The following is a 16,929-nucleotide window of genomic DNA, read 5'->3' on the forward strand; positions in this document are numbered from 1 at the left end:
TCAGCCGGGGGAGGCGTTGGCGTCGGCGTCGGCGTCGGTGTTGGCGTCGGCGTCGGTGTTGGCGTCGGCGTCGGTGTGGGCGTCGGCGTCGGCGTTGGCGTCGGTGTTGGCGTGGGCGTCGGTGTTGGCGTTGGCGTCGGTGTTGGCGTCGGAGACGGGTCCGACGGCGTCACCGATGCCGGGGGCGTCGGGCTCCCGGTATCGGTTTGCGTGCCACCGGAGCTGCCGCCGCCGCAGGCTGACAGAAGAATGAGCGCGGAAATGAAAGCCACAGGCTGGCCTCGGCCGCGCAGACGCCCAGCAAAATAAGTGTTCATTGACCCCAACGACCCCTCGTTGTGACCGCAAAATCGCGGATTTGAGGGAATTCTTGGGGGTCAACTCTAAACAAATGCCTAATACATCAAGAGCCGTGCGACACTTTGATGGTTAAGAAAGGCGAAGTGATTGTAATTACGGAGTCGGAATATTGGTTAGCCTTTTGTTTACTTTTGGGCTTAACATTTCATCAACGAAGATTTGTCGCAGCAAAAGACCAGTTTATCGTGTTGGTCAAGAAAACGTCTACAAAGTCTGGGCGGGCGTTCTGGAAATCCAGATAATAGGCATGTTCCCAAACATCGAGCGTGATGAGCGGGTTAAGCCCATCGTGGACGAGCGCCGAATCGGCGTCGTGTGTTGAAATGATCCTGAGCCCGTCTCCGTCCTGACACAGCCAGGCCCATCCGCTCCCGAAATGCCCAGTCGCTTCAGCCTTGAACGCCTCGTTGAACTTGGAGAGGCCGCCGAACGCCGAGTCGACAAGATCTTTCAGCTTGCCCTCTGGCCCGGCGGGCTTCGGCGACAACGAGTTCCAGAAGAACGTGTGGTTCCAGGCCTGCGCCGCGTTGTTGAAGAGCGACTGATCGCCCTTTGCCTTCGCAGCGCGGACAATTTCCTCCACCGGCTTGCCGTCGAGGGGCGTACCGGCGATCGCCGCATTGGCCTTGTCGACGTAAGCCTTGTGATGCTTGCCGTGATGAAAATCCAGGGTTCTGGCGGACATGTGCGGCTCAAGCGCATCGCGGGCGAACGGCAGGGGCGGAAATTCGATGGCCATCTTCACTCCTCGTGATGTGGGATGTTTTAGGAACAACGCGGGGCGACGCCCGATGGTTTCGCCGAAATCCCGTCGCAGCGTGAGTCAGGATGTCGCAGCCCGGAGCAGGCCGTGACGGCGCAGGCAGTGCCTGAGCTGATCGTAAGTGACCGCGAGCGCCTCGGCAGCGGCGCGCTGGTTAAAGCGGCAGGTTTCGAGCGTGCGGACAAGAATGTCCCGCTCATATTCCGCCATCGCAGCGCGCAGATCGCTAACCGCGGCGCGCTGTTCGGCGGCGGCGACCGCCGGTTCCGCCACCGGCACCTTCGCCGCCTCCCCGCCCGCCATCACGATCGATCGCTTCGGCCGCCACGGGGAGTCGAACGGATCGAACTGGAGCGCGCCGATGGGCGTCGCCGGATCGCCCCAGCGGTAGAGCGCGCGTTCCACGACGTTCTTCAGCTCACGAACGTTGCCGGGCCATTCGTAGGCGCGCAGCTGCTGGCGCACCTCGCGGCTGAAGCCCGGAAAGTCCGGCCAGCCGAGCTCGACGGACATACGGCGCGCGAAATGATTCGCCAGCTCCATGATGTCGTCGGAACGTGCGCGCAGCGGCGGCAGTGTAATCACCTCGAACGACAGCCGGTCGAGAAGGTCGGCGCGGAACCGCCCTTTTTCGACGAGCGCGGGCAGATCCTCGTTGGTGGCGCCGACGATGCGCACGTCGACGGTGAGCGGCCGATTCGCGCCGAGCCGCGTCAGTTCGCCGTATTCGACGACGCGCAGCAGGCGCTCCTGCGCGGCGGAGGACAAAGTACCGACCTCGTCGAGGAACAATGTGCCGCCGTCCGCCTCCTCGAACCGTCCGCGCCTGGCCGAGGTGGCACCGGTAAAGGCGCCGGCCTCGTAGCCGAAGAGTTCGGCATCGATCAGGTTTTCGGACATCGCCGCGCAGTTCATCGGGATGAACGGCTCGTCCCATCGCTGACTGAGGCGGTGCAAGCGCTCCGCGACCATCTCCTTACCCGTTCCGCGCTCGCCGATGACGAGCACGGGGCGGTTGAGCGCGGCGGCAAGGCTCGCCCGCTCGATCGCATCGAGCAATTCGGTCGATTGGCCAACGAGAGTCGCCGAGTCCTTCATTGCCAATATTTAGCAAAATTTCCCAATTTTTTGCAATATGCACATAGGAAGCTTTCGCGATTTCCAGGCTCGAATTCCCATAAGTTGCTGAAAACAAACGATCCATATCATGCCAGAAAAATTGGCACGGCCCTTGCTGAACATCGGGCAACGGATTTGAAAGCAACAGTTCAACACAGGAGGCATCAATGCTTACGCAGGCCAACAGCAACGTTTTCCGGACCCTCTTCTGCACCGTCGGTGCCGTCGCGGTCAGCTCGGTCTTCCTCTTCGCCGCAGCGGGCCCCGCTCGCGCCGAAGCCCCGGCCAAGCTCGCCCAGGTCCAGATCGTTTCGGTTTCGACGAGCGCACCGATCGTTTACTGATCGGACCGCAGCGTCCAGCGGCCGGAGCGGATCCCCCCAGTCCCCTCCCGCTCCGGCCGCCACCTTCAACTTCAGGAGTTCCGACCAGATGGGCATTTTCTCGAGGACGCGCGACATCATCGCCGCAAACGTCACCGACCTTCTCGACCGCGCCGAAGACCCGGCGAAGATGATCCGCATGATCATCATGGAGATGGAAGAGACGCTCGTGGAAGTCCGCGCATCCGCAGCCCGCACCATCGCCGACCAGAAGGAAATGCGCCGCACGATCATGAAACTGGATCAGGCGCAGGCGACGTGGGCCGAAAAGGCTGAACTGGCGCTGTCCAAGGGCCGCGAGGATCTCGCGAAGGCGGCGCTGCTGGAAAAGCAGAAGATGAGCGGCAGCGGCGCCCAGCTGCAGGCCGAGGTCGATCTGCTCGACGAACAGCTCTCCCACTACGAAGGCGACATCCAGAAGTTGGAAAGCAAGCTTCGCGAGGCACGCACACGCCAATCGGCGCTGCTGTCGCGGCTTGAGACGGCGAACAACCGGGTGCGGATGCGCAGCCTGCTGCGCGGCCCGAAGGTAGACGAGGCCTTCTCACGCTTCGAGGTGCTGGAACGCCGCGTCGACTACGCCGAAGGCCAGGTGGACGCGCTCGCACTCGGCGAGACGCGCACTCTGGAGATGCAGATCGCCGATCTGCGCACCGACGACGCCGTCGAGGCCGAGCTCGCCGCGCTGAAGAGCAGAATGGCACAGAAGCAGGAGGGTTGATCCATGGCCGAAGCTATCGTCCCGCTTATCGCGATCCTCGCCATCTTCATCGGTATGCCTTGGCTGTTCCTGCACTACCGGATGAAATCCAAGCAGAACCGCAGCCTGTCGATCGAGGACGAGCGGATGCTCGACGACCTTCACCAGGCGGCCCTCCGCCTTGAAGACCGGCTACAGACGATCGAGCGCATTATGTCGGTCGACAACCCCAACTGGCGCCACATCGCCGCGGGAAGCCCGGTCGGCGAGCGCCTTGAAGACACACGCACTGCTGACATCAGGAGGCTGAAATGAGCTTCGCACTCGACAAGAAAAACGCCATCTTCCTCGGCGTCTGCGCCGGCTTTGCAAAAATGACCAGGACCGATGTGCTTTGGTGGCGGCTTGGCGCCGTCTTCGGCACCATCGTCGGGTTCGGCATACTGCCGATCATCTACCTGCTCATTGCCTGGCTCGCCCAGCCGCGCACCCACGACGCCTGATACGATCCGAACACGGGAGGCACCGATGTCCAGCCGCACCAAATTCTACCTCAACAAGCGCGAAAAGAAGTGGCTGGGCGTCTGCGCCGGACTTGCGGATTTCACCGGCGTCGACGTGCTCTGGTGGCGCGTGGGTGCGGTGCTGATGACGATGTTCGCGGCCGGTCCGCTCATCCCCATCGCCTATCTCGTCATAGGCTGGATGGCGGAGGACAAGCCCTCCGAATTCTATGGCGAAAGCGTGGCCGACCAGAAGTTCTGGCAGAAGGTGCGCATCGCGCCGAGCCGCTCGATCCGCGACGTTCACGCCAGCTTCCGCGACATCGACCGCCGCCTCGCGCATGTCGAGCGGCACTATACGTCGCAGAACACCCGGCTTGCCGACGAGATCGACAGCCTGCGCTAGGCTGCAGCGAAGGGACACATCGCCATGGATTGGGGTTCACCGGTTTTCGTACTCGCCATCATCGCCATCAGCACGGGCGGCTGGCTGATCAGCACATGGATCCGCGCACGTCATGGCTATCCGGTCGAGAACGAATTGTGGGGCACCACTCACAAGAACGGCGGACCGGGTGACAGCCTTGCGGTGACCCGTAAGACCGAACTGCTGGCGAACGAGAATGCGGAGATGAAGGGGCAGATCGCCCGGCTCGAAGAGCGCATCGGGGTTCTGGAGCGCATCGCGACAGACAAGTCGCGCAGGCTCTCTGACGAGATCGAGAACCTTCGCTAGCGCGAGGCAAGACAGGGGGAACGTGAACCATGCCTGCCGAAGTCGGATTTCTGATCGGTCTCCTCGCCGGAGCCGCCGGCATGTGGCTGGTGCAGGTGTGCAGCCGCCGCGGTGCGGCAGGCGAGCCTGCCGAAGCGCCCGCCGAGACACCGGTGTTCAGCTTCGAACGCGAACTGGAAACGCGCCGACTCGCTGCCGAGAACGCCGCCCTCATCACCCAGATGGAGGACGTGCGCGAACGGCTGGCAACGCTGGAACGCCTGGCGATCGACCGCTCCACGCGGCTCGCCGACGAAATTGAGGCCCTGAGGGCCTGAGCAAAAAAGGGACAGGATCATGGACATCTTCATCTACCCCTATCTCCCCTGGATCGTCGGCGGCGGCCTTGCGCTCGGCGCGCTCGGCATCGCCGGGTGGGTGTTCACGACCTGGATGCGCATCAAGCACGGCTACCCGCTGGAGAACGCGTGGGGCATGGCCGTGCACCCCAAGGTTTCGACCGAGGCGCAGGAACGGATCACTCTGCTGACCAACGAAAACGTCCAGCTCCGCGCCGAACTCGGCAGCGTCAAGGACCGGCTCGCCACGGTCGAACGCATCGTCACCGATGGTTCGTTCAGGCTGGAAAACGAGATCGAGCAGCTTCGCGGCACGAAGAACTGAGCCCGCACCAAGCCATTAGGGAAAGACCAAGCGATGCACGTGTTCGAAATGGTGGTTCTGGTCGTTGCCATCTCCGTGTTCGGCAAGATCATCCTTCAGTACATGAAGCAGAAGGGCCGCGAACGGCCCGATGCCGAACTCGAAAACGACCGCCTGCGCGGCGAGATCGGCAACCTGAAGGACCGCATCGCAACGCTGGAACGGCTGGCAACGGACAGGAGCCGGCTGCTGGCTGACGAAATCGACGCGCTCGGGCGCGATCGGTAAGAAGGGAGTGACGGACATGCCCGGATTTGAAAGTCTGATCGTCATCACCGCCGGGGCCATATTGGGGCTCGGCATGATTGCCGGCATCGCCGCGTGGTGCTGGAAGGGCTGGCTTGAACTGAAGCGCGCCGAACTCGGAATCGGCCCCGTCGCTGCAGGTCCGCCCGTGTCCGGCCGGATCGATGTCGCCGACCTCAAGGAACGTGTGCGCAAACTCGAAGCGATCGCCGCCGGCGTCGACTACTGACGCCGGCGCCTGTCGCCGAGCCTCAGTCGAACAGTTCTTCGAGGAACGATTTCCGCTTTTTCCCATAGCCGTAGCCGTAGGGCTTGTGCTCACGCGCATAGCGATCATCACCCTGCGGGGGCATGGCAACGCGCGGCGCCTCGGACGGCGCGGCATCCCGGGTGCTTCTTTCGAGAATCTTGTCCAGCTCGCCGCGGTCGAGCCAGACGCCCCGGCACTGCGGGCAATAATCGATCTCCACGCCCTGACGCTCACTCATCACGAGCGGCACCTTGCACACGGGGCACGGCATTCCGGCGGCGGGATTGGTCATCTTCGGTCTCTCCTCCTGTACGAATGCCAATCACAAGCGACCGGCATCGAGATGGCTCGATGCGGTCCGACATCGCAGGTCGCCAGAGATGACGACCGCCAGAGGGGCCCGGCCCGCGCGCTTCACATGAGCGCACTCCGCCGCGCTTTCAAGACCCGCCTGCCCCTTCAGCTTGACGCGGCGGGCCGCCTCGCCCAAGTCTCGGCACAATGACGCTACCCGACTTCGACACCATCCGCGACGATTTCGAAATCCTCGACGAGCCCGACGAGCGCTACCGGCTGCTCATTGACCTCGGCAAGGCGCTGGAGCCGATGCCAGACGCGCTGAAGACCGACGCCACCAAGGTGCGCGGCTGCTCGGCGAGCGTCTGGGTGTATCCGACCACGGCCGAGAAGGGCCGCCTGCACTTCCTCGCCGACAGCGACGCCGCGATCACCAAGGGCATCGTCGCGCTGATCCTGACGCTGGTGCAGGACCGCACCGCTGAAGAGGTGCTGGCGATGGACATCGCGGACCGCCTCGCCCCGTTCGCGCTGTCGAAGCACCTGTCGTCGAACCGCACGCAGGGCATTCCCAACATGATCGCGCTCATTCGCGAAACCGCCGCGCGGCTTGCAGCATGAACATCCTCCTGAAACCCATCGTTGACGGTTTTCTCAATTTCGTGCCGCACGTGAAGGCGCTCGGCCTCGGCTTTCGCGCCATCGGCGACAATTGGGCGGAACTCACCCTGCCCTACGCCGAACATCTCGTCGCCTATCCGGGCGACGATGGCGCACCCGGCATCATTGCCTCCGGCGCGATCTTCTCGCTGATGGATTCGGTGGGCGGCATGGCGGTGGTCGCGAAATCGAAGCGCATGGTGCGGCAGGCGACGCTCGACCTGCGGATCGACTACCTGCGCCCGGCGGAACCCGGCAAGACCGTGATCGGACGCGCCGAAGTGACGAAGCTGACCCGCGCGGTCGCATTCGTGAAGGGCATCGCGCACGACGGCGACCCGGACGACCCCGTAGCACTGATGACGGCGAGCTACATGTTCACCGCGGGCGCGAAGTCATGAACTTCGACACGCTGGTCCGCGAGCTTCTGGGCGCCCCCGACGAAGGCCCGCTGTCCTCGCTGCCCTACGCCCGCACACTCGGCCTCAGCTACCGGCGCGATGCGGACGGCATCGTCATCATCATGCCCTTCTCCAAAGACCTGATCGGCGCGCCGAACCGGCTGCACGGCGGCACCGTCGCCGGGCTGCTCGAAATCGCCTCGATCGCGCAGCTCGTCCATGTGCTCGGCCGCGAGGAGACCGCACCGGGCGTCAAACCCATCAACGTCACCGTCGATTATCTCCGCGCCGCCGCCTGCGAGACCACATACGCCGCCGCGATCGTCACGCGCATGGGCCGCCGCATCGCCAACGTGCGGGCCGAGGCATGGCAGGGAGATCGGAGCGCGCCCGTCGCCTCCGCGCACATGAACGTGATGCTGGTCCGAGAATAGCGGGTCTTAGACTGCCACTTCGTAGGCGGCGTAGCCTTCGCGCACCTTGTCCCCATCGAACCGAAGCGTCTCGGTCACGCGAAGTCCAGCCTGGTTACGATAGAGGATCGTCACCGTATCAACGCCGCCAAAGACGCCTTCGATCGTGAAGTGCAGATCGGGCACGGCACGCACGCCCCCGGTCCAATAGGCACGAAGTGCGGCTTTGCCGCGCACCGTGCCGCCCGACTCCGGAACCCGCTGGGCGGCGAGCGGCGACGTGAACACGGCATCATCGTGGAAATGCGCGAGCACGCGCTCGACATCGCGCGCGTTCCAGTCCGCACACCACTTCGCCGCAAAATCCGTCCAGCCCGGTCCGCCCATGCGCTCAGTCGCCGCCTTTCCAGCTCTTGCCCTCTTCGGCGCGGCGCAGCACTTCGTAGGCGGCCTGCACGGCGTGGAATTGTCGCGCCGCCGCCTTGTCGTCCTGGTTGCGATCCGGGTGATACTGCTTGGCGAGCCGGCGGTAAGCGCGCTTCACCGCCTCGAAATCGGCATCGTCCTCCAGCTCGAGCGCGCGGAGCGCATCAAGTTCGCCGCGTGTGCGGCTGCCGTCGCCGGGTCCGGTCCATTGCCAGTGGCGCGCCTGTTCGAACGCGGTGTCGCCGCGCTCCGCCTGTTCGCGCGCGGCCGCTTCCTCTTTGGTTAGCCCCTCGAAGTAGTTCCAGTTCTTGTTGTATTCCGCGGCGTGGACCTCGCAGAAGAACCAGCGTTCGGGGCTGTTGGGGGATTTGGGCGCGGGCCGATCGCCGGGGGCCGTGCAGCCATGCCGATCGCACAGACGCACGTTCACCGCCTCGCGCGCGCCGCCGTAGCTGCGCCAGCGGGGGAAACCCCAATCGTCTTTGCGAGTCTGTCTGGCCATGATGTCCTAGTTAAGCGAGCGTCGGCAGCGGCGCCAGATCGGGCGCGACGAAATTCCGCCGCGCCTCCACAGAAAACAGCCGATCCCGGCTGTAGAAGCCAAGCGGCCAGTCGCGGCGCCCTTCCGGTGCGGCGAGCAGTGCATTCACCGCTTCGGCGAGGCCCAGCACGGCGTGCCGGGCCGCGAAGGCGCGCACGCCCGCAATATAGAGCTGCGTAAGCGTCTCGTGATAGCCCTGCGTATCGTCGTTCACGCCGCCGACTGATACGTTGTAGCGCGCGATGATGCCGGGCAGTTCGCGCGGCAGGTCGATGTCCGGCCGCTCACGGACCAGCCACAGGCAGGCCGCGAGGTGCGCCTCGTGCGTCCAGTCGGCACGGGGCAGCGTGCGCGCGAGCAAGCCTTCGCCGATACGGCGCACAGCGGCAGCGTCAGCGAAGGGCCTCGGCTCATGGGCATCCATTTGTCATCTCCACAAAAAAAGAAGCGCGCCGGCCACGGGGACCGACGCGCTTTTGAGCTTGTCCTGGGTTCGGTGTCAGGCCGCCTTGGGGGCCGCCTGCCGAACGCCTTCGTCCACGTGATCCGAGAATTGGGCGAAATTGTCGATGAACAGCCCGACCAGCTTGCGGGCTTGCGCATCGTACGCGGCCTTGTCCGCCCATGTTTCGCGTGGGTTCAGGATGGCGCTGTCGACGCCCGGCACTTCGGTCGGCACCTGGAAGCCGAAGAACGGGTCGGTGACGAAGTTCGCGCCCTTGAGGCTGCCATCGAGCGCGGCGTTCAGAAGCGCGCGCGTCGCCTTGATGGGCATACGGTGGCCGGTGCCGTAGGCGCCGCCCGTCCAGCCGGTGTTGACCAGCCAGCAATCGACCCCGCCCTTGGCGATGCGTTCCTTGAGGAGGTTGCCGTAGACGCTCGGGTGGCGCGGCATGAACGGCGCGCCGAAGCAGGTGGAGAAGGTCGCGCTCGGCTCGGTGACGCCGATCTCGGTGCCCGCGACGCGCGCCGTGTAGCCCGACAGGAAGTGGTACATCGCCTGCTCGGGCGTCAGCTTCGCGATCGGCGGCAGCACGCCGTAGGCGTCGGCGGTGAGGAAGATGATGTTCTTCGGCACGGGGCCGAGGTTCTTCTCAGACGCGTTCGGGATGAAGTCGATCGGGTAGGAGCCCCGGCTGTTCTCGGCGAGGCTGTTGTCGTGAAGGTCGATCACGCGGGTGACCGGATCGATCACGACGTTTTCAAGCACCGTGCCGAAACGGCGCGTCGTCGCGAAGATCTCGGGCTCGGCTTCAGCCGAGAGGTTGATGACCTTGGCGTAGCAGCCGCCTTCGAAGTTGAAGACCGCCGTGTCCGACCAGCCGTGCTCGTCGTCGCCGATGAGCGTGCGCGAGGCGTCGGCGGAGAGCGTCGTCTTGCCCGTGCCCGAAAGCCCGAAGAACACCGCGCTCGTCCCGTCGCTGCCGATGTTGGCGCTGCAGTGCATGGGCATCACGCCCTGCTCGGGAAGCATATAGTTGAGGAGACCGAACACCGACTTCTTCATCTCCCCGGCATAAGCGGTGCCGCCGATGAGGATGAGCTTTTCGGTGAAGTTGACCGCAATCACCGTTTCGGTGCGGCAGCCGTGGCGCGCCGGATCGGCGCGGAAGCTCGGCAGGTCGATGATCGTGAACTCGGGCACGAAGCCGGGGAGCTCATCGACGCCCGGACGGACGAGCAGCGTGCGGATGAAGAGATTGTGCCACGCAAGCTCGTTGATGACGCGCACGCGCACGCGGTATTCCGGCTGCGAACCGCCGTAGAGGTCCTGCACGAACAGCGTTTTCTTTTCACCGAGCGCGGCCAGAAAATCGGCCTTGAGCGCGGCGAAGTGCTCGGGGCTCATCTTCTGGTTGCCGCCGTTGAACCAGATCGTGTCCTGCGTCTTCGCGTCCTCGACCGTGAACTTGTCCTTCGCGGAACGGCCCGTGTGCTTGCCGGTCTTCACGACGAACGCGCCGTGCTGGGAAAGGAGGCCTTCCTCGCGCGCCACGGCCTTTTCGATGAGCGGGGCGGTGCCCAGGTTCCAGTGAAGCTCCGCCCCGGTGGTAATGCCCTGTTTATCAAGGGTGAAGGCGGGAATCGGGGACGCGGTCATGTTCACTCCTCAAGGATTCGGGCGGGCTCTTTTGCGGGAGCCCCTACACGATTCGCGCGCGATACGTCAAAAAATGCAAAGTTGGCGTTAAGTGCGATCCGATTTGCGCCGTGATTCCCGTTCGTTTAGGTGATCATTCCATGTCATCCGCGCCCGCAACGATCGCCCTTGTCGACGACGACCGCAACATCCTGACCTCGGTCTCGATCGCGTTGCAGTCCGAAGGGTACACCGTCCGCGTCTATTCCGACGGGGCGAGCGCGCTGAAGGCACTGACCGACAATCCGCCCGACCTTGCCGTGCTCGACATCAAGATGCCGCGCATGGACGGCATGGAGCTGCTGCTGAAGCTGCGCGAGAAATCGAACCTGCCGGTGATCTTCCTCACCTCCAAGGACACCGAGATCGACGAGGCGCTCGGCCTTGCGATGGGCGCCGACGACTATATCGGCAAGCCTTTCAGCCAGCGGCTGCTGATCGAGCGTATCCGCGCCGTACTGCGACGCGCGCAGAACCGCGCCCAGCCCGCGGGCGAAAACGCCGAGGAGGAGGAAGCCCGCACGCTGACGCGCGGCCGGCTCTCGATGGATACCGGCCGCCATCGCGTGATGTGGGACGGCAAGGAGGTGCAGCTCACCGTCACCGAGTTCCTGATCCTCGAAACGCTCGCCATGCGCCCCGGCTTCGTGAAGTCGCGCGATCAGCTGATGGATGCCGCCTATCAGGACGACGTCTACGTCGACGACCGCACCATCGACAGCCATATCAAACGGCTGAGAAAGAAATTCCGCGCGGTCGATTCGACGTTCGAGGCGATCGAGACCCTGTATGGCGTCGGCTACCGCTTTGACGAGGAATAGCGAAGGCACGCGCGACGACACCCAGCTCCGGTGGTCGCGCGGCTGGTCGCTGACGGCGCGGATTCTCGCCGTCAACATGTTCGCAGTGCTGATGCTCGCTGGCGGCATCATCTACCTCGACAGCTTCCGCGAACGCATGCTCGAACGCCGCGCCGAAGAGGCCGGCATCGCGGCGAATCTGATGGCCGCCGCGATTTCCGAGCGGATGCTGCAGGCGCCGGACCGACTCGCACCGATGCTGGAGCGCTTCGGGAAGATCACCGGCGCGCGCCTGCGCATCTACGACGCCGAAGGCGCGCGCGCGCTCGATAGCTGGGCGCTCACGGGACCCACGTTCACGCTTCGCGATCCCAATGCGGAGCCGCTGCGCAAGGACATCGCTCGCTTCCTCGACCGCATCATCGAAGGCGCGGTCGGCGCACGGCAGTTCGAGACCTTCGCCGAGCCCGCCCCGGACGCACGCCGGGCGTGGCCGGAAGCGGAAACGGCGCTGGGCCGCAACGCGGTCGCGACAACGATCCGCTTCGCCCCGGACCGCACGATCATCATCACCGCCGCCGCGCCGCTCGGCGACGGCAGCGTTCTGCACATGACGACCGATGCCCGCGACGTGACGCGCGGGGTGCGCGACGAGCGGCTGACATTGTTCGTGATCTTCCTCGGCGTGCTGCTGCTCTCGCTGCTGCTGTCGAGCTTCCTTGCGCGCACGATCGTGCGGCCGCTGCGCCGTCTCGCGATCGCCGCTCAGCGCGTGCGGCTGGGCCGCGCGCGTGAGGTGACGATCCCGCGCTTCCAGAAGCGCCGTGACGAGATCGGCGCACTTTCCCGCACGCTTTCGGACATGACCGCCGCGCTCCGCGCCCGCATCGACGCGACGGAGGCCTTCGCCGCCGATGTCGCGCACGAGATCAAGAACCCGCTCGCTTCGCTGCGCTCCGCCGTGGATGCGATGGGGAACGTGAAGGACCCGGAGCTTTCCGCCCGCCTGCTCACCGTCGTGCGCGACGACGTGCAGCGCATCGATCGGCTGATTTCCGACATCTCCGACGCTTCGCGCCTTGATGCGGAACTCAGCCGCGTGCGCTTCGAGCGGATTGACCTCGGCGTCATGCTCGCGACCTTGATGAGCATCTACGAGACGCAGCCGGCCACCGCGGGCGTGACGCTGGCGTTCGCCCGCCCGCAGTTCGGATCGGCGGTGGTGAACGGCGACGGCAGCCGCCTCGCGCAGGTCGCCCGCAACCTCATCGACAACGCGATAAGCTTCTCGCCTTCGGGCGGCCTCGTGCAGGTGACGGTGGCGCGCGTCGGAGAGCGCGTGCTGATGCGCGTCGACGATGATGGCCCCGGCCTGCCCGCCGAAGGCACCAACCGCATCTTCGAGCGCTTCTATTCGGAGCGGCCGGAGGGCGAGGCGTTCGGCAAGCACTCCGGCCTCGGGCTCGCCATCGCCAAGGCCATCGTCGAGGCGCACGACGGCACCATCGCCGCCGAAAACCGCATCGAGCGCGGCGAGGTGAAGGGCGCGCGGTTCACAGTCAGCTTGCCCGCCACGCAATGACACGCATTCACGCCACCGCTGTTTCCATCGGCGGCAAGGCGGTGCTGCTAACCGGTGCATCCGGAGCGGGGAAATCCGATCTCGCGCTGCGGCTGATCGACCGGGGCGCCGTGCTCGTCGCGGACGATCAGGTCGAACTTACCGTGCGGGACGCGTGCCTGCTTGCTTCGCCGCCCATCACGATCGCGGGGCGAATCGAGGTGCGCGGCGTCGGCATCGTGACGATGCCCTTCGCAGAAAACATGCCCGTCGCACTCATCATCGACCTCGATTCGGCGCCCGAACGGCTGCCGGAAGCGCGGCTGCGCGTGCTCTGCGGCGTCACCGTGCCGCTCGCCGCACTCGATCCGCGCGAAATCAGCGCACCCCTCAAGGTCGAACTGCTCTTGAGCGGCTGTCCAACACCACTAGATTAGGGGGCACGATGGCCAATGCCGAACCCGACGTTCCCCACGCGCCTTTGCTGCTCGTTACGGGCATGTCCGGTGCTGGGCGCTCGACGGCGCTGAAAGCGCTTGAGGACAACGGCTTCGAGGTCGTCGACAACCTGCCGCTTTCGCTACTGAAGCGCCTGCTCGCGGTTCACGACAAGGCGGTGACGGGCAGTGATTCGGACCGGCCGCTCGCGGTGGGCATCGACGCGCGCACGCACGCGTTCGATGCCGAATCGGTCGTTTCGCACATCAAGTCGATGCGCGAACACGGCATCGATGCGCGCGTGCTGTTCGTCGATTGCGCGGGCGGTGAGCTCGTACGCCGCTTTTCCGAAACGCGCCGCCGGCATCCGCTGGCGCTCGACCGCCCGGCGGCGGACGGCATCGCGCGCGAACGCGAGGTGATGGCGCCGCTCCGGCGCTGGGCCGACATCGTCATCGACACCACCGACTTCAGCGTCCACGACCTCCGGCGCACGATTCGCGAGAAATTCGCCCGGCACCTGCGGGGCGAGCTGACGCTGACCGTGATGTCATTCGGATTCGCGCGCGGCCTGCCGCGCGACGCCGACATGGTGTTCGACATGCGATTCCTCGCCAACCCGCACTGGCAGCCGCACCTGCGGCCGCTGACGGGAAAGGACGGGGCCGTGGGGCACTACGTCGCTGCCGATCCAGCCTATACTGATGCTTTTGAACGGATTTCCGGCCTCGTACTGTCGCTGATCCCCAGCTACCGGCGCGAGGGCAAGGCGTATCTTACCATCGCCATCGGATGCACCGGCGGCCGCCACCGCTCGGTTTTTGTTGCCGAACGCCTTGCCGAAGCGATAAGGGCCGCCGGCTATACGTTGAACATCGTGCACCGCGACATGAGCGGGCACAGCGAGGGCGTGGAGGCCGAAGGCTTCGCGCTTTCGGATCATGGAGAGAGACTGCCCGCATGATCGGTATTGTGCTGGTGACGCACGGGCGGCTTGCGGCTGAATTCGTCGCGGCCATGGAGCACGTGGTCGGCCCCCAGAAGAATGTCGCGTCGATCTGTATCGACGCCGATGACGATATGGAGGTGCGCCGCGCCGACATCGCGGGTGCGGTGAAGGCGGTGGACGCCGGGCGCGGCGTGGTTATCCTCACCGACATGTTCGGTGGGACGCCGTCCAACCTCGCGATCTCGCTGCTTTCGGGCGGCCATGTGGAGGTGATCGCCGGGGTCAACCTGCCCATGCTGATCCGTCTCGCCAGCGTGCGCGGCGAAATGAAGCTCGCCGATGCAGTGGCGGCGGCGCAGGAAGCAGGACGCAAATACATCTCCGTTGCATCGAAGATTCTGGGAGAGGTCGCCTGAGCGACGACACCGACGGCGTTCCGGTCGGCGACGAGGTCGCCGTCCGCCAGCGCGTGCTCATCCGCAACAAGCGCGGGCTCCATGCGCGTGCCAGCGCCAAGTTCGTGACGCTGACCTCGGAGTTCGCCGCCGCCGTCACGGTGGAGAAGGATGGCCAGCGCGTCACCGGCACGTCGATCATGGGTCTGATGATGCTGGCCGCGAGCCCCGGCGACGAAATCGAGATCATCGCGAGCGGACCCGACGCAGACGCTGCGCTCGCCGCGTTGGTAAAGCTCGTCGAGGACCGCTTCGGCGAGGAATAATGCCCCGTCGCATCACCAGCTTTTCCAACGAGACGATCAAACGCATCCGGTCGCTCGAACAGAAGAAATACCGCCGCGCGGAAGGCCGCTTCATGGCGGAAGGGATGCGCATCGTCGCGGAAGCGGCGGAGGCGGGGTACATCGCCGAAACGCTCGTTTTCGCCGAGGACCTGGCGGAGCACGCGCTGCTCCGGCGGCTCATCGCACAGTGCGAGGCGGCGGGCGGCGAGGCGATCGAGGTGCCGCGCGAGATCCTTCACAAGATCACCGGCAAGGACAATCCCCAGGCGCTCGTCGGCGTGTTCCCGATCCCGGAAGCCCGGCTGGAAGACCTCGACCGGAACGCCGCCGACCTCTGGACCGTGTGCCAGTCGCTGAAGGACCCGGGCAACCTCGGCACGATCCTGCGCACGAACGATGCCGTCGGCGCGGGCGGACTGATCCTGCTCGACCAGAGCTGCGACCCATGGTCGGTCGAGGCCGTACGCGCATCAATGGGGGCGCTGTTCACGCAGCCGATCGTGCAGACGACCGGCACGGCCTTCTTCGAATGGCTGCGCGCCGGGCCGGGCATGCTTGTCGGCACCAGCCTGCGCACCACGCACGACTATCAGGACGTGCGCTACGAGGCGCCGACCTTCATCCTGATGGGCAACGAACAGCACGGCCTGCCGGAGGACTACGAAGCCGCCTGCGACGTGCTGGTAAAGATCCCGATGCGCGGCAAGGCCGATTCGCTGAACGTCGCGGTCAGCTGCGCTGTGATGCTCTACGAGGTGCTGAACCAGCGGCGGCGGTAGCTACTCGGCGGCTTCCGCAGGCGGCATCAGCTTCGTGAGCGCGCGCGGCGTGGCCTCGATGACCGGCAAGCGCTCGATCTCCTTCTTCGGCGGTTCGATCGACAGGTCGCGGAAGCGCTGCGCCGAGGTCAGCACCTGGCTTTCGAGGCTGCCGACGAAGGCGTTGTAGGCGCTCGTCGCGGTTTCGAGATTCTTGCCAAGCCGGCCAACATGACCGCCCATCGTTGCGAGACGCTCGTAAAGCTCCTTGCCGAGCGCGGCGATGTCGCGCGCCTGCTCCTCGATCTTTTCCTGCCGCCACACCATCGCCACGGTCCGCGCGATGGCGATGAGGTTGGTGGGTGAAGCCAGCAAAATCTTCTGGGCGAAGGCCGCCTCGAACAGATCGTGGTCGGCCTCCAGCGCGGCGGCGAGGAAATTCTCGCCGGGGATGAACATGATGACGAAGTCCGGCGTCGATTCGAACTGTCCCCAGTACGCCTTGCGCGACAGCGCCCCGACATGGCCACGAATCGTGGCGGCATGGATCTTCAGATGCCGCGTCCGTTCGCCCTCGTCCGCCGAATCGACCGCGTCCTGATAGGCGACGAGCGAACACTTCGCGTCGATGACCAGCGACTTGCCGCCCGGAAGCTTAATGACCGCGTCGGGCCGCAGGCGACCGTCTACCGTATCGACCGATACCTCCTCGGCGAAATCGACCTGTGACGACAGACCCGCCATTTCGAGGACGCGGCGCAGCTGGTGCTCGCCCCAGCGGCCGCGCGCCTTGGGCGCATTGCGGAGCGCGTGGACGAGGCGCGCAGCCTCGCCGGAAACCTTTTCCTGCCCCTCGCGCATCAGGCCGATCTGTTCCCGCAGCCCCTCGTAGGCGCCGTGCCGCGCCGCCTCGATCTCCTTGAGACTGGTCTCGTAGCGGGTGAGGGTTTCCTTCACCGGCTGCAGAAGCTCGGTGAGCGCCACCCGGTTCTTCTCCAGCCCGTCGCTCGCTGCTTCGCGGTGGCGCTTGAGCGTTTCCTC

General features: G+C 65.2%; 29 protein-coding genes. 20 read left to right on the forward strand and 9 right to left on the reverse strand.

Annotation, left to right across the window (positions count from 1 at the left end):
- From H2052_RS13315 to pspF, 3 genes are all read right to left on the reverse strand, one after another.
- Entirely contained in the window at window positions 1-381 is a 381-nt protein-coding gene (locus H2052_RS13315; RefSeq protein WP_293782467.1) for a hypothetical protein, read from the reverse strand.
- Window positions 382-508: 127 nt separating this feature from the next.
- Window positions 509-1,099, reverse strand: coding sequence for a superoxide dismutase (locus tag H2052_RS13320; protein ID WP_293782469.1), 591 nt, complete (start codon window positions 1,097-1,099; stop codon window positions 509-511).
- 84 nt (window positions 1,100-1,183) lie between these two features.
- On the reverse strand, window positions 1,184-2,221 hold the full coding sequence (gene pspF / locus H2052_RS13325; protein ID WP_293782471.1) for a phage shock protein operon transcriptional activator: 1,038 nt from the start codon (window positions 2,219-2,221) through the stop codon (window positions 1,184-1,186).
- Window positions 2,222-2,409: 188 nt separating this feature from the next.
- Here pspF and H2052_RS13330 point away from each other — a divergent pair, with 188 nt between their 5' ends.
- The 10 genes from H2052_RS13330 to H2052_RS13375 all read left to right on the forward strand — a co-directional run bounded on the left by H2052_RS13330 (window position 2,410) and on the right by H2052_RS13375 (window position 5,741).
- Window positions 2,410-2,586, forward strand: a complete 177-nt coding sequence (locus tag H2052_RS13330) for a hypothetical protein (RefSeq protein WP_293782473.1) — start codon at window positions 2,410-2,412, stop codon at window positions 2,584-2,586.
- Between the two features lie 88 nt (window positions 2,587-2,674).
- Window positions 2,675-3,346, forward strand: coding sequence for a phage shock protein PspA (gene pspA, locus H2052_RS13335; RefSeq protein WP_293782475.1), 672 nt, complete (start codon window positions 2,675-2,677; stop codon window positions 3,344-3,346).
- A gap of 3 nt (window positions 3,347-3,349) precedes the next feature.
- A complete protein-coding gene (gene pspB / locus H2052_RS13340) occupies window positions 3,350-3,640 on the forward strand; it encodes an envelope stress response membrane protein PspB (protein ID WP_293782477.1) in 291 nt (96 codons plus the stop codon).
- Window positions 3,637-3,828, forward strand: a complete 192-nt coding sequence (locus H2052_RS13345) for a PspC domain-containing protein (protein ID WP_293782479.1) — start codon at window positions 3,637-3,639, stop codon at window positions 3,826-3,828. The genes pspB and H2052_RS13345 overlap by 4 nt, the downstream gene beginning before the upstream one ends.
- Before the next feature lie 25 nt (window positions 3,829-3,853).
- The gene (pspC, locus tag H2052_RS13350; protein ID WP_293782481.1) at window positions 3,854-4,234 is read left to right on the forward strand and encodes an envelope stress response membrane protein PspC; all 381 of its coding nucleotides are present in this window, start codon (window positions 3,854-3,856) and stop codon (window positions 4,232-4,234) included.
- Between the two features lie 24 nt (window positions 4,235-4,258).
- Entirely contained in the window at window positions 4,259-4,564 is a 306-nt protein-coding gene (locus tag H2052_RS13355; RefSeq protein ID WP_293782483.1) for a hypothetical protein, read from the forward strand.
- A gap of 29 nt (window positions 4,565-4,593) precedes the next feature.
- Window positions 4,594-4,881 (forward strand): hypothetical protein, encoded by a 288-nt coding sequence (locus H2052_RS13360; RefSeq protein WP_293782485.1) that lies wholly within the window; start codon window positions 4,594-4,596, stop codon window positions 4,879-4,881.
- 19 nt (window positions 4,882-4,900) lie between these two features.
- Window positions 4,901-5,227: a hypothetical protein gene (locus H2052_RS13365; protein WP_293782487.1), complete on the forward strand. Its 327-nt coding sequence runs from the start codon at window positions 4,901-4,903 to the stop codon at window positions 5,225-5,227.
- Window positions 5,228-5,260: 33 nt separating this feature from the next.
- A complete protein-coding gene (locus H2052_RS13370; RefSeq protein WP_293782489.1) occupies window positions 5,261-5,494 on the forward strand; it encodes a hypothetical protein in 234 nt (77 codons plus the stop codon).
- Window positions 5,495-5,510: 16 nt separating this feature from the next.
- Complete coding sequence (locus H2052_RS13375; protein WP_293782529.1) at window positions 5,511-5,741, forward strand: hypothetical protein; 231 nt, start codon at window positions 5,511-5,513, stop codon at window positions 5,739-5,741.
- 22 nt (window positions 5,742-5,763) lie between these two features.
- Here the strand turns inward: H2052_RS13375 and H2052_RS13380 are convergent, their stop codons facing one another.
- Entirely contained in the window at window positions 5,764-6,054 is a 291-nt protein-coding gene (locus H2052_RS13380; RefSeq protein ID WP_293782491.1) for a zf-TFIIB domain-containing protein, read from the reverse strand.
- Window positions 6,055-6,263: 209 nt separating this feature from the next.
- On the opposite strand from H2052_RS13380, the gene H2052_RS13385 reads away from it, so the two are divergent.
- The 3 genes from H2052_RS13385 to H2052_RS13395 are packed head-to-tail and all read left to right on the forward strand — an operon-like array spanning window position 6,264 to window position 7,554.
- Window positions 6,264-6,680, forward strand: a complete 417-nt coding sequence (locus H2052_RS13385; RefSeq protein ID WP_293782493.1) for a SufE family protein — start codon at window positions 6,264-6,266, stop codon at window positions 6,678-6,680.
- The gene (locus H2052_RS13390) at window positions 6,677-7,120 is read left to right on the forward strand and encodes a PaaI family thioesterase (protein ID WP_293782495.1); all 444 of its coding nucleotides are present in this window, start codon (window positions 6,677-6,679) and stop codon (window positions 7,118-7,120) included. Before H2052_RS13385 ends, H2052_RS13390 begins: the two co-directional genes overlap by 4 nt.
- Window positions 7,117-7,554: a PaaI family thioesterase gene (locus tag H2052_RS13395; RefSeq protein WP_293782497.1), complete on the forward strand. Its 438-nt coding sequence runs from the start codon at window positions 7,117-7,119 to the stop codon at window positions 7,552-7,554. Before H2052_RS13390 ends, H2052_RS13395 begins: the two co-directional genes overlap by 4 nt.
- Before the next feature lie 6 nt (window positions 7,555-7,560).
- Here the strand turns inward: H2052_RS13395 and H2052_RS13400 are convergent, their stop codons facing one another.
- The 4 genes from H2052_RS13400 to H2052_RS13415 all read right to left on the reverse strand — a co-directional run bounded on the left by H2052_RS13400 (window position 7,561) and on the right by H2052_RS13415 (window position 10,601).
- A complete protein-coding gene (locus tag H2052_RS13400) occupies window positions 7,561-7,920 on the reverse strand; it encodes a nuclear transport factor 2 family protein (RefSeq protein WP_293782499.1) in 360 nt (119 codons plus the stop codon).
- A gap of 4 nt (window positions 7,921-7,924) precedes the next feature.
- Entirely contained in the window at window positions 7,925-8,461 is a 537-nt protein-coding gene (locus H2052_RS13405) for a J domain-containing protein (RefSeq protein ID WP_293782501.1), read from the reverse strand.
- 10 nt (window positions 8,462-8,471) lie between these two features.
- Window positions 8,472-8,924, reverse strand: coding sequence for a hypothetical protein (locus tag H2052_RS13410; protein WP_293782503.1), 453 nt, complete (start codon window positions 8,922-8,924; stop codon window positions 8,472-8,474).
- 75 nt (window positions 8,925-8,999) lie between these two features.
- Window positions 9,000-10,601 (reverse strand): phosphoenolpyruvate carboxykinase, encoded by a 1,602-nt coding sequence (locus tag H2052_RS13415; protein ID WP_293782505.1) that lies wholly within the window; start codon window positions 10,599-10,601, stop codon window positions 9,000-9,002.
- 140 nt (window positions 10,602-10,741) lie between these two features.
- Here H2052_RS13415 and H2052_RS13420 point away from each other — a divergent pair, with 140 nt between their 5' ends.
- Genes H2052_RS13420 through H2052_RS13450 form a run of 7 tightly spaced genes read left to right on the forward strand, consistent with a single transcriptional unit; the run spans window position 10,742 to window position 15,909 of the window.
- Window positions 10,742-11,461 (forward strand): response regulator transcription factor, encoded by a 720-nt coding sequence (locus H2052_RS13420; RefSeq protein WP_293782507.1) that lies wholly within the window; start codon window positions 10,742-10,744, stop codon window positions 11,459-11,461.
- Window positions 11,430-13,022, forward strand: a complete 1,593-nt coding sequence (locus H2052_RS13425) for a stimulus-sensing domain-containing protein (RefSeq protein ID WP_293782509.1) — start codon at window positions 11,430-11,432, stop codon at window positions 13,020-13,022. The genes H2052_RS13420 and H2052_RS13425 overlap by 32 nt, the downstream gene beginning before the upstream one ends.
- A complete protein-coding gene (locus tag H2052_RS13430; protein ID WP_293782511.1) occupies window positions 13,019-13,438 on the forward strand; it encodes an aldolase in 420 nt (139 codons plus the stop codon). The genes H2052_RS13425 and H2052_RS13430 overlap by 4 nt, the downstream gene beginning before the upstream one ends.
- A gap of 8 nt (window positions 13,439-13,446) precedes the next feature.
- A complete protein-coding gene (gene rapZ, locus H2052_RS13435; protein WP_293782513.1) occupies window positions 13,447-14,403 on the forward strand; it encodes an RNase adapter RapZ in 957 nt (318 codons plus the stop codon).
- Window positions 14,400-14,804: a PTS sugar transporter subunit IIA gene (locus H2052_RS13440; RefSeq protein WP_293782515.1), complete on the forward strand. Its 405-nt coding sequence runs from the start codon at window positions 14,400-14,402 to the stop codon at window positions 14,802-14,804. The genes rapZ and H2052_RS13440 overlap by 4 nt, the downstream gene beginning before the upstream one ends.
- Before the next feature lie 53 nt (window positions 14,805-14,857).
- A complete protein-coding gene (locus tag H2052_RS13445; protein WP_293782517.1) occupies window positions 14,858-15,109 on the forward strand; it encodes an HPr family phosphocarrier protein in 252 nt (83 codons plus the stop codon).
- Window positions 15,109-15,909: an RNA methyltransferase gene (locus H2052_RS13450; RefSeq protein WP_293782519.1), complete on the forward strand. Its 801-nt coding sequence runs from the start codon at window positions 15,109-15,111 to the stop codon at window positions 15,907-15,909. The genes H2052_RS13445 and H2052_RS13450 overlap by 1 nt, the downstream gene beginning before the upstream one ends.
- Here H2052_RS13450 and H2052_RS13455 read toward each other — a convergent pair.
- Window positions 15,910-16,929: DNA recombination protein RmuC (locus tag H2052_RS13455; protein WP_293782521.1), on the reverse strand; the 1,020-nt coding region annotated here is incomplete at its 5' end. It abuts the gene before it with no gap.

The sequence above is a fragment of the Sphingosinicella sp. genome, assembly GCF_013911755.1.
Classification (GTDB): domain Bacteria; phylum Pseudomonadota; class Alphaproteobacteria; order Sphingomonadales; family Sphingomonadaceae; genus Sphingosinicella.

Coding starts and splice junctions, on each gene's coding strand:
- H2052_RS13395 (WP_293782497.1), top strand. CDS start 7,117: ATGAACTTCGACACGCTGGTCCGCGAGCTTCTGGGCGCCCCCGACGAA.
- H2052_RS13360 (WP_293782485.1), top strand. CDS start 4,594: ATGCCTGCCGAAGTCGGATTTCTGATCGGTCTCCTCGCCGGAGCCGCC.
- pspF (WP_293782471.1), bottom strand. CDS start 2,221: ATGAAGGACTCGGCGACTCTCGTTGGCCAATCGACCGAATTGCTCGAT.
- H2052_RS13425 (WP_293782509.1), top strand. CDS start 11,430: ATGGCGTCGGCTACCGCTTTGACGAGGAATAGCGAAGGCACGCGCGAC.
- pspA (WP_293782475.1), top strand. CDS start 2,675: ATGGGCATTTTCTCGAGGACGCGCGACATCATCGCCGCAAACGTCACC.
- H2052_RS13365 (WP_293782487.1), top strand. CDS start 4,901: ATGGACATCTTCATCTACCCCTATCTCCCCTGGATCGTCGGCGGCGGC.
- H2052_RS13375 (WP_293782529.1), top strand. CDS start 5,511: ATGCCCGGATTTGAAAGTCTGATCGTCATCACCGCCGGGGCCATATTG.
- H2052_RS13320 (WP_293782469.1), bottom strand. CDS start 1,099: ATGGCCATCGAATTTCCGCCCCTGCCGTTCGCCCGCGATGCGCTTGAG.
- pspB (WP_293782477.1), top strand. CDS start 3,350: ATGGCCGAAGCTATCGTCCCGCTTATCGCGATCCTCGCCATCTTCATC.
- pspC (WP_293782481.1), top strand. CDS start 3,854: ATGTCCAGCCGCACCAAATTCTACCTCAACAAGCGCGAAAAGAAGTGG.
- H2052_RS13450 (WP_293782519.1), top strand. CDS start 15,109: ATGCCCCGTCGCATCACCAGCTTTTCCAACGAGACGATCAAACGCATC.
- H2052_RS13385 (WP_293782493.1), top strand. CDS start 6,264: ATGACGCTACCCGACTTCGACACCATCCGCGACGATTTCGAAATCCTC.
- H2052_RS13410 (WP_293782503.1), bottom strand. CDS start 8,924: ATGGATGCCCATGAGCCGAGGCCCTTCGCTGACGCTGCCGCTGTGCGC.
- H2052_RS13370 (WP_293782489.1), top strand. CDS start 5,261: ATGCACGTGTTCGAAATGGTGGTTCTGGTCGTTGCCATCTCCGTGTTC.
- rapZ (WP_293782513.1), top strand. CDS start 13,447: ATGGCCAATGCCGAACCCGACGTTCCCCACGCGCCTTTGCTGCTCGTT.
- H2052_RS13380 (WP_293782491.1), bottom strand. CDS start 6,054: ATGACCAATCCCGCCGCCGGAATGCCGTGCCCCGTGTGCAAGGTGCCG.
- H2052_RS13400 (WP_293782499.1), bottom strand. CDS start 7,920: ATGGGCGGACCGGGCTGGACGGATTTTGCGGCGAAGTGGTGTGCGGAC.
- H2052_RS13405 (WP_293782501.1), bottom strand. CDS start 8,461: ATGGCCAGACAGACTCGCAAAGACGATTGGGGTTTCCCCCGCTGGCGC.
- H2052_RS13330 (WP_293782473.1), top strand. CDS start 2,410: ATGCTTACGCAGGCCAACAGCAACGTTTTCCGGACCCTCTTCTGCACC.
- H2052_RS13390 (WP_293782495.1), top strand. CDS start 6,677: ATGAACATCCTCCTGAAACCCATCGTTGACGGTTTTCTCAATTTCGTG.
- H2052_RS13440 (WP_293782515.1), top strand. CDS start 14,400: ATGATCGGTATTGTGCTGGTGACGCACGGGCGGCTTGCGGCTGAATTC.
- H2052_RS13355 (WP_293782483.1), top strand. CDS start 4,259: ATGGATTGGGGTTCACCGGTTTTCGTACTCGCCATCATCGCCATCAGC.
- H2052_RS13430 (WP_293782511.1), top strand. CDS start 13,019: ATGACACGCATTCACGCCACCGCTGTTTCCATCGGCGGCAAGGCGGTG.
- H2052_RS13345 (WP_293782479.1), top strand. CDS start 3,637: ATGAGCTTCGCACTCGACAAGAAAAACGCCATCTTCCTCGGCGTCTGC.
- H2052_RS13420 (WP_293782507.1), top strand. CDS start 10,742: ATGTCATCCGCGCCCGCAACGATCGCCCTTGTCGACGACGACCGCAAC.
- H2052_RS13415 (WP_293782505.1), bottom strand. CDS start 10,601: ATGACCGCGTCCCCGATTCCCGCCTTCACCCTTGATAAACAGGGCATT.